This window comes from Chimaeribacter californicus (assembly GCF_002858675.1).
In the GTDB taxonomy this organism is placed as follows: Bacteria; Pseudomonadota; Gammaproteobacteria; order Enterobacterales; family Enterobacteriaceae; genus Chimaeribacter; species Chimaeribacter californicus.
The window spans coordinates 140,502-149,591 of sequence record NZ_PJZF01000003.1 but is presented as its reverse complement, the minus strand read 5'-3'; the positions used below and the strand labels follow the sequence as shown (position 1 = coordinate 149,591).

Here is a 9,090-nt window from a genome sequence, read left to right as displayed (position 1 = left end):
GGTGTATATTTTGAGCACGCCAGGCGGCTCATCAGGACAGGATCCAGGTTTTGAAAACAATCAGTTAACGGCGCGGGTGGCCCCTCTGGGCGGCGCCGGACCCTCACAACGGCAGGTGATTTATGCAAACCAATCTGGTAGAAGTTGAAAAATTCGCGCAGCACAGCGAAGAGAGACGAAGTAGCGCGTTCCAACGTGAAGTTGAACAATACTTGGAACGCCATCCTTTAACCCAGCACGTCGATGTCCTCCTCACCGATCTCAATGGTAGTTTCCGCGGTAAACGAATCCCTGTCTCAGCGTTAAAACGCCTCGAAAAAGGCTGCTACTTCCCCTCGTCAGTTTTCGCTATGGATATCCTCGGCAATGTGGTGGAAGAGGCCGGCCTCGGCCAGGAATTGGGCGAGCCGGACAATGTCTGTATGCCGATCCCCGGTACGCTGGTGCCCTCCGCCGCTGACCCGGAGCACATTGGCCAACTGTTGCTTACCATGGTGGACGAAGATGGTACTCCCTTTGACGTTGAACCCCGCAATGTCCTGAATAATGTATGGCAAGCATTGCGCCGTCGCGGACTCTTCCCGGTGGTAGCGGTAGAGCTGGAGTTCTATCTGATCGACCGTCAGCGTGACAGCGAAGGCTACCTGCAGCCGCCGTGCGCCCCGGGCACCCAGGAGCGCAACATCCAGACCCAGGTCTACTCGGTAGACAACCTGAACCACTTCGGCAATGTGCTGAGTGACATCGACGCGCTGGCGCAGATGCAGCATCTGCCGGCAGACGGCGCGGTGGCAGAGTCCTCGCCCGGGCAGTTCGAGATCAACCTCAACCACACCGATAACGTATTGCGTGCCTGCGATGATGCGCTGGCGCTGAAACGCCTGGTGCGCCAGGTGGCGGAGAACCACCACCTGCACGCCACCTTTATGGCGAAACCTTATGAAGAGTATGCGGGCAGCGGGATGCACATCCATGTCAGCATGCTGGATGCCCAGGGCAAAAACCTGTTTGCTGACGCCGACGGTGAAGACTCCGCGCTGCTGAAACGCGTGCTGGCCGGGATGATTGACCTGATGCCGTCCTCAATGGCACTGCTGGCCCCGAACGTCAACGCGTACCGCCGTTTCCAGCCGGGCATGTATGTGGCGACCCAGGCTTCCTGGGGCCACAATAACCGCACCGTGGCGCTGCGTATTCCCTGCGGGGACGTCAACAGTCACCGGGTGGAATACCGGGTGGCGGGCGCGGATGCCAACCCTTATCTGGTGGTCGCCGCCGTGCTGGCCGGGATGCTGCACGGGCTGGACAACGATCTGCCGCTGCCGGAGCCGGTCACCGGCAACGGGCTGGAACAGGAAGGTTTGCCGCTGCCGATCCGCCAGAGCGATGCGCTGTATGAGTTTGAGGAGCAGTCGCCGCTGAAACACTACCTGGGCGAGCGCTTCTGCCACGTGTACCACACCTGTAAATCTGATGAGCTGCTGCAGTTCGAGCGGCTGGTCACGGAAACGGAAATTGACTGGATGTTGAAAAACGCCTGACCCGTTGAAAAAGATCTGATTAGCTGAAAACGCCTATTGGCTGTTTTTTGCGCGAATTGAAAGAATGTGTGTCAGAAGGTCTCCGGATCTTGAGATCTCTGCCCCCCTCGGGCAGAATACGCGGCTTGCAAATAACCGACGCTTTCAGGCGTCGGTTATTTTTTTGCATTCAAGGCTGTACAAACCATTTGTGCGCTCTGGCGTCAGGGCGTTTTTACATATCAAGAGGCCGGGCTTCGATCCGGATAGATAATCAAACCAGTCCGTGTGCGACCCCAAACTCTACCGGTCGCCACTATGAGGAAATGAACGATGGGGCAATGTGTAATGTTCGTGCCGGTGCCCGCCGGCGTCTGCTGTGGTCATACCCGGAAAAAGCGTGCCGGGTTGTGCCGGACCCGCCCTGCGGCGTTCCCCCAGTTTCCTCTGCATGAATACGCCAGGCCGGTGATGCCGGGTCTTGCCGTTTCCCCGCTGTTTCAGGGAGGGTTGAGCCATGTCTGCTGATGTGATGGCGGCCGCACCGGCGGCGCAGCGCGTGAAGCTGCATAAAACCCTGACGCTGGTTCAGGTGGTGATGATGGGCCTCGCCTATCTGCAACCGATGACCATTTTTGATACCTTCGGCATCGTGACCGGCCTGACCGACGGCCACGTCGCCACCGCCTACGCCTTTGCGCTGATCGCGGTGCTGTTCACCGCCGTCAGCTACGGCAAACTGGTGCAGCGTTTCTCGTCTGCCGGTTCCGCTTATACCTATGCCCAGAAAGCCATCAGCCCGCACGTCGGCTTTATGGTCGGCTGGTCGTCGCTGCTGGACTACCTGTTCATGCCGATGATCAACATCCTGCTGGCGAAAATCTACCTGGAAGCGATCTTCCCGGGCGTGCCGTCCTGGATCTTCGTGGTGGCGCTGGTGGGCCTGATGACCTTCTTCAACCTGCGCGGCATCAAGCTGGTGGCGAACCTCAACAGCTTTATCGTGGTGGTACAGGTGGCGATCATGGTGGTGTTCCTGGGCCTGCTGATCCACGGCGTGTATCAGGGCGAGGGCACCGGCCAGCTGGTGAGCAGCAAACCGTTCTGGTCTGAGAATGCGCATGTGGTGCCGATGATTACCGGCGCGACCATCCTTTGCTTCTCCTTCCTGGGCTTTGACGGCATCAGCTCGCTGTCAGAAGAGACGCCAAACGCGGCGAAAGTGATCCCGCGCGCGATCTTCCTGACCGCGCTGATTGGCGGCATCATCTTTATCGTGGTCTCTTACTTCCTGCAGCTCTACTTCCCGGACATCTCGCGCTTCCATGACCCGGATGCGTCGCAGCCGGAGATCATGCTGTATGTGGCCGGTAAGTTCTTCCAGTCGGTGATCCTCTGCTTCTCCTGCGTGACGGTGCTGGCTTCCGGCATGGCCGCGCACGCCGGCGTGTCGCGCCTGCTGTATGTGATGGGCCGTGACGGCGTCTTCTCGCAGAAGATCTTTGGTTACGTTCACCCGAAATGGCGTACCCCGACCTTTAACGTGGTGCTGGTGGGCGTGGTGGCCCTCTCGGCCGTCTGCTTCGACCTGGTGACCGCCACGGCGCTGATTAACTTCGGTGCGCTGGTGGCCTTCACCTTTGTGAACCTGTCGGTGATTTCGCAGTTCTTTATCCGCGAGCAGCGCAATAAAACCGCGAAAGATATCCTGCACTACCTGATCCTGCCGGTGATCGGCGCGCTGACGGTGGGGGCGTTGTGGCTGAATCTGGAAGCCAGCTCAATGTACCTGGGGCTGGCGTGGGGCGCGGTTGGCCTCGCTTACCTGGCCTACATTACCCGCTTCTTCAGCAAATCCCCGCCGCAGATGGAAGAGGATGCCGCCGACGATATGGCGTAACGCCTCTTTCAGGTAATAAAAAAGCCAGACTCCGGTCTGGCTTTTTTGTGTTTACCGTAAGGCGCGGCGGCTCAGCCCGCCGGTTCACGTCCCCTCTGGCGGGTAGGCCCGCCGGTTCACGGCCCCCTCTGGCGGCTAGCCCGCCAGTTCACGACCATAATCGTACAGGGCTTTCAGCAGCGCCAGTTTCTCCTTGTCCCCTTCGTGCAGGTTATACAGCTCTTCCAGCTCCTGGAGGTAGCGCTGCACCCGCTCTGCGCTCAGCGCCTCACGCCGGTGCTGCAACCAGCGCTGTTGCTCAGCGTCATCCAGCGTGGCCGGGTAGTTGCGGGCGCGGAAGCGGAACAGCAGCGCCTCCATGCGCGGGTCCTGGAAGGTGAGATCCAGTGCCGGCAGGTTTTGCGGGGCAGTCTGGCGGATGATGGTCATGGTGGTGCGGTCGGCCTCGCTGAAGAAGCCGTCATAGAGCTTGCCGTCAACGTCGTCACTGCCGTTGAACGGCTCGGCTTCCGCATACAGCGCCACCACTTTTTCCCGCACCTGCGGGTTATCCCGCAGCAGTTTCAGGTTGGCGAGGCAGCGTTCACGGTCAATGCCCAGCCGGTCGGCGGTTTCCGGCAGCAGGGTTTTGGCCGGGGCCAGCACCGGGCACTTGTTGATGTGCACCAGTTTCAGCGGCACGGCAGCCTGATCGCCGGCCAGCTGGTCGCGGCGGGTGTAAAGCCGCTCACGCAGCGCGTCTGCCTCCAGCTCCAGCAGCGGCGCCATATCCCCGGCCAGATCGCAGACAATCAACGCATTTTTGTTGTCCGGGTGCCACGCCAGCGGCGCAATCCAGCTGGTGTTGCCGCGCGCCGCGCCGAACATACCGGAGACATGCACCAGCGGGGCCATCTGCGGGATGTCGATAAGCGTCATCAGTTTATTCTTGCTGCGGTGGGTCAGCAGGAAATTAAACAGCCGCGGCTGCGCCTCTTTCACCTTTTTCGCCATCGCAATGGTGGCGTACACGTCGGACATCGCGTCATGGGCGTGGGTGTGTTCCACGCCGTTGGCTTTCGTCAGGTGCTCCAGCTTAAAACTCGGGAAGCCTTCGTCGTTCTCCGGCCACTCGATGCCTTCCGGGCGCAGGGCGTAGCAGGCGCGCATCACGTCGAGCAAATCCCAGCGGGAGTTACCGTGCTGCCAGCTGTAGGCGTACGGGTCGTAGAAGTTGCGGTAAAGCAGGTTGCGCGTCACTTCATCATCAAAGCGGATGTTGTTATAGCCCATGATGCAGGTGTCCGGCACGCTGAAGGCCTCATGGATCCGGCGGATAAACTCCGCTTCCGGCAGCCCCTGCGCCCTGGCGTGTTGCGGGGTGATGCCGGTGATCATCACCGCTTCCGGCTCCGGCAGGTAGTCATCGGCCGGGCGGCAGTAAATCACCAGCGGCTCGCCGATGATGTTGAAATCCATGTCGGTACGCACCCCGGCAAACTGCGCGGCGCGGTCACGCCACGGGCTTTTGCCGAAGGTTTCGTAATCGTGAATAAGGAAGGTAGGTTGTTCGCTTTTGTTTGCCAAGATTTTTATCCGTTCACTTCTGTTTGCTAACATACTGTTTGAGCAGTGACAATCCCGCCAAACATCCCCGCTCTTGCCTGCATATGTTCACATCAGTTCATTGATGTTCTCTTTAGTCCATGCAATATTGCGTACACAGTTGGTACAGAACCTCATTTTTACTGCGTACAGAAAATAATTATGGCTTTGAGCGACACTAAACTCCGTTCATTACATGGTAAACCATATTCTGGTTCTCCAGAAGTTTCAGATGTAGATGGCCTCAGCGCTCGCATCTCTCCGAGGGGGGTGATCACCTTTCAATATCGTTATCGCTGGAAAGGCAAGGCCCAGCGCCTTGGCTTAGGACGATATCCAGCATTGAGCCTGAAAGACGCCCGAGCACTTACCGGAGAGTTACGCCTTCTTTATGACGGCGGCACAGATCCCCGTACTTACTTTGAAGAAACCTCGGGCGGCGACTCCATGACTGTCGGCGATTGCCTGCGCTACTGGAAAGAGCATTACGTCGATGTAGCCTTGCGGCCAAAAACCCAGGCTTTGTACACATCGACCGTGCTTAAACACCTAGAAGGCGCGTTCTCGGGCAGGCCCATTGCCGATATAACTGTTAAACAGTGGGTGGATTTCTTCTCGAAAGAGGAAAAAGAGAACCCCCGGCGCGCTCGGCAGCTGCTGTCCCAAGCCAGGACGGCCATTAATTGGTGCATAAGGCGTCAGGTGATTGATAGCTCCTCAATTATGCGCATCAGCCCGAAGGATGTTGGCGTACGCTCAGAAACTGGTAGTAGGGTGCTGACATACAGTGAGCTGGCCCGTATCTGGGTGGCGATTGAAAGAAGCAGAGCTGCCACATCTAATAAACTGCTTCACCAGATGCTAATGCTATGGGGGGCTAGGGTATCAGAGCTTCGACTTGCAGAAAGAAAAGAGTTTGATCTGAGTGAATGGGTCTGGACGGTTCCGAAAGAGCACAGCAAGATGCATAACGTCATCAGGCGGCCCATCTTTGAACAGATGAAGCCGCTACTGGAACGGGCGATGGAAACCTATGACCAAATACTGTTCCCAGGAAATGATGTAGGCCAGCCAATAACCATTGCCGCCGCGAACCGCTACATTCTGCGTATTCGCGAGGGAATGGATATTGGTTACTGGCGCGCTCATGACTTTAGGCGAACTATTGTCACGCGTCTTTCGGAGGAGGGGGTAGCACCTCACGTTACCGAAAGGATGCTTGGGCATGAGCTGGGCGGGGTAATGGCGGTATATAACAAGCACGACTGGATAGAGGATCAGAGAAAGGCATACGAAATACATGCCGATAAGCTGTTCTGGCACATCAGGAAGCTTTCTGATTAACACCTCCGTTTAGTATCCATTCTTCAACTGCGCTCTTGAGAAATGCTTTTGGGCGCGTTCTGACGGGCTTGGGAAAATTATGCGACTCACAATACTTCCACATGGTTGTGCGTGAGGTAATGTGCAATTTTTCCATGACTTCTTTTTCTTGTATCAGGGTAATGTCAGCCATAGCTACTCCTTTGGTGGCTTACTGATGAAGCTGTCGATGATGAAAAGGGTGACGATGGCGAGCCAGAGGATTAGCTCGCCCGGGGAGATGTCGGGGATGGTGGTCATTCGACTTTGTTGAACTGATTAACCAGGATGAGATAGTCATCAGAATAAATCCCACTATCCCTCAGAACGTCTACCTGAAGCTGTTGAGCGGTGCGATAAGCCTCTCCAGCGCTGCCTCCTTCAATTATTCCGCTAAACCCGCGGACAACTATCCCTGACTTGTAAATCAGGCCACTGTAAAAATATACGGACATAGCAACTCCTCACGCATAGCGCGATAGTAAAAGGTTAGGCGTTAGCCCATCAGGACGTAATAGATAGCCAGAGCGGCGATAGTGATAAGCAGATGAAGTGGTGTAAGCATTTAGCGGCGCACCTCCGCACATTCCAAAATTACCCGCGGGCGAACCATCCTGATGCGCTCAGCCATCTGCTGGCACTCGGTCAGGGTAGGGAACATGGTTTCTGATACGGGGACGGTGCGACAATCAGTAGCGCAGGAGGTAAGTAAGAGGACGAAGCCGGCGAGCATAGTTTCTCCATCAGGCAGCTTTGCGCATACCCATATAGCGGGTTAACTCTTTGCCTATCCACATCCCGACATGGCGTGAAACTCCATTACCGATTTGCCTGTAGGCGGCGGTATCTGACACTGGGAATACGAACGAATCCTCTAACCCCTGGAGCCTCGCATATTCTCTTACTGAGTATGGACGCACACCCATCGGAAAGCGTTTATCCACGACCAGCCTGGTACTTTTATCTTTAGCGTAGTGCGCCACACATGTCGGGGCGATATCGCCACGGGCAGGGTCACTGATAATGGGTAAGTCACGGTACTGCCCTGACATTCGCGCTTTTATTGCTGAGGGAAGGGTAACGCGTGGTTCATCTTCAAGGATTTCAGCCAGGGTGATTGGCCGGGTATTCTCAGGCGGGCGGATCAACCACTGCCGTTTGGTGCCGACGATAATGAGGCGGTCACGCCGCTGAGGCAGCCAGGTCTCAGATTTTATCGGGCAGAACACGTGCACATAGTAATCCGGCATCTTGGTCATCGCTTCCATGACGACCGGGAATGCCCTCATGCCAGGGACATTCTCTACAACGTAGAATTCAGGTCGTGCCACAGCCAGGTGGCGTAATGCGTGCAGGAACAGCTCATCTCCGGTACGGGTTCCGTGAATATCACCAATAGTGGAGTATTTAGTGCAGGGGTAGGTGAATATCATCCCGTCGCAACTGTCTTGCTCCATGACCAGTTCACTAGCGATATCGCACTGCTTAATGTGATCGCCATGATTGGCCCGGTATGTCTTACAGGCATCCTCATCCATCTCAAATGCCTGGCTGATTTGAATGCCAGCGTCCATCAGACCTGCGTCCATTAGGCCGGCACCGCAAAAGTAGCTGTTTACGGTAATCATCCTTGGTTCTCCTCCGGTGGTTCTGGTAGTGGCATCCAGTGGGTTGGGTGAAACTCGCCGGCTGACGTTGCAAAGAATGGTGGGCCGGGGATATATCCAACATCATAGAGAGCAGCTTCATAGTCTCCCCACTCATTAACACATAGCACTTCCTGCTTTAGCTCAGGCATCCTCTCACTGCACTTAATCCACTCGCTCATGCAACCTCCAATACTTTAGTTAACGTTCTGACACCAGTAATCACCGTCGCGGCTATAGTCTGGCGGCGAGTCACGACCTCAATTTGATAGAACCTGCCGCGATACGCGACTGAGTAAATCCGGGGATGAAACTTGTTGCCCTCGCCATACTTGGCTTTATGCGCTTCCATAGCTTTATGTGCGACAACGATATGGGCTGGCTCGGTGTCGCCGTAGATGCGCTCAATCATGATTTTTCAGTATAAAAAAGCCCCGCTATTGCGAGGCTATCAGGATAGGGATTGATACTGCTGAGGCGTGGTGTCTATATCGTCAGTATCGCTGGAGTTCAGGCGCAGGACTTCCGCGCCAGCTTCCTGAATAGCTTTGATAACTTCTCTTTTAGAAAGCCACTCGTTGCCGTGTCCATCATCATAAGGCTCAGGCAATCCGACCTTAACCACCGGCGCGGGCGGGGCGGCGTAGAGAGGTTCAGGCTCCCCGATATACCGGTCGGCCTCTTCTTTGGTGTGGCACAGTATCCCTTTAACTTCCCACGCCACAGGTTCAGCCTCCAGCGACGCCAGCGCCACCTTAAACAACGCCAGATACTCCGGCTCCGGCGAGACGTTACCGCCAGCCTCGTAGCACTTAATGGCCTGTTTGGCCGCCGCGATCAATTTGTATTTCTGTTGCTTATCCATTCTCGCCCCACCTCATGACCAGGTGCAAAGCACTTGGTTTTGTTGCTGTAAAATTTCCACCCGCGTTTCTTTGCTGCCCGGAAACACTCGGTGAAATTATCCCCTGCTAAGCGCGTAAAACCCCGTTCCTCACTGCGGTAATCAGGAAGACCCATATAGCGCTGACACTTCTGACAATCACACGTCAGGTCAAGCGTATAGCCTCCAACAACC

The 9,090-nt window shown here is 56.1% G+C and carries 9 protein-coding genes; 3 read left to right on the top strand and 6 right to left on the bottom strand.

Annotated elements, in window-relative coordinates; all coding sequences use genetic code 11:
* Positions 1 to 122: 122 nt before the first annotated feature.
* Both CYR55_RS05675 and CYR55_RS05670 read left to right on the top strand, forming a co-directional pair.
* Positions 123 to 1,541, top strand: coding sequence for a glutamine synthetase family protein (locus tag CYR55_RS05675; RefSeq protein WP_101815181.1), 1,419 nt, complete (start codon positions 123 to 125; stop codon positions 1,539 to 1,541).
* A gap of 496 nt (positions 1,542 to 2,037) precedes the next feature.
* Positions 2,038 to 3,420 carry an APC family permease gene (locus CYR55_RS05670; protein WP_101815180.1) on the top strand — a complete coding sequence of 461 codons (1,383 nt, stop codon included), beginning with the start codon at positions 2,038 to 2,040 and terminating at the stop codon, positions 3,418 to 3,420.
* A 135-nt stretch (positions 3,421 to 3,555) separates the two neighbouring features.
* Here CYR55_RS05670 and sbcB read toward each other — a convergent pair whose 3' ends face one another.
* Positions 3,556 to 5,019: an exodeoxyribonuclease I gene (gene sbcB, locus CYR55_RS05665; RefSeq protein ID WP_420912722.1), complete on the bottom strand. Its 1,464-nt coding sequence runs from the start codon at positions 5,017 to 5,019 to the stop codon at positions 3,556 to 3,558.
* Between the two features lie 147 nt (positions 5,020 to 5,166).
* Here sbcB and CYR55_RS05660 point away from each other — a divergent pair, with 147 nt between their 5' ends.
* Positions 5,167 to 6,348: a tyrosine-type recombinase/integrase gene (locus CYR55_RS05660; protein ID WP_101815178.1), complete on the top strand. Its 1,182-nt coding sequence runs from the start codon at positions 5,167 to 5,169 to the stop codon at positions 6,346 to 6,348.
* Here CYR55_RS05660 and CYR55_RS05655 read toward each other — a convergent pair.
* The 5 genes from CYR55_RS05655 to CYR55_RS05630 all read right to left on the bottom strand — a co-directional run bounded on the left by CYR55_RS05655 (position 6,329) and on the right by CYR55_RS05630 (position 8,877).
* Positions 6,329 to 6,520, bottom strand: a complete 192-nt coding sequence (locus tag CYR55_RS05655; RefSeq protein WP_101815177.1) for a helix-turn-helix transcriptional regulator — start codon at positions 6,518 to 6,520, stop codon at positions 6,329 to 6,331. The genes CYR55_RS05660 and CYR55_RS05655 overlap by 20 nt on opposite strands.
* Positions 6,521 to 7,109: 589 nt before the next feature.
* Positions 7,110 to 7,994, bottom strand: a complete 885-nt coding sequence (locus CYR55_RS05645; protein ID WP_101815175.1) for a DNA cytosine methyltransferase — start codon at positions 7,992 to 7,994, stop codon at positions 7,110 to 7,112.
* Positions 7,991 to 8,194, bottom strand: coding sequence for a DUF551 domain-containing protein (locus CYR55_RS24190; RefSeq protein ID WP_101815174.1), 204 nt, complete (start codon positions 8,192 to 8,194; stop codon positions 7,991 to 7,993). The genes CYR55_RS05645 and CYR55_RS24190 overlap by 4 nt, the downstream gene beginning before the upstream one ends.
* Entirely contained in the window at positions 8,191 to 8,424 is a 234-nt protein-coding gene (locus CYR55_RS05635) for a DUF4060 family protein (RefSeq protein WP_101815173.1), read from the bottom strand. Before CYR55_RS05635 ends, CYR55_RS24190 begins: the two co-directional genes overlap by 4 nt.
* Positions 8,425 to 8,463: 39 nt before the next feature.
* Entirely contained in the window at positions 8,464 to 8,877 is a 414-nt protein-coding gene (locus tag CYR55_RS05630) for a hypothetical protein (RefSeq protein WP_101815172.1), read from the bottom strand.
* Positions 8,878 to 9,090: the final 213 nt, after the last annotated feature.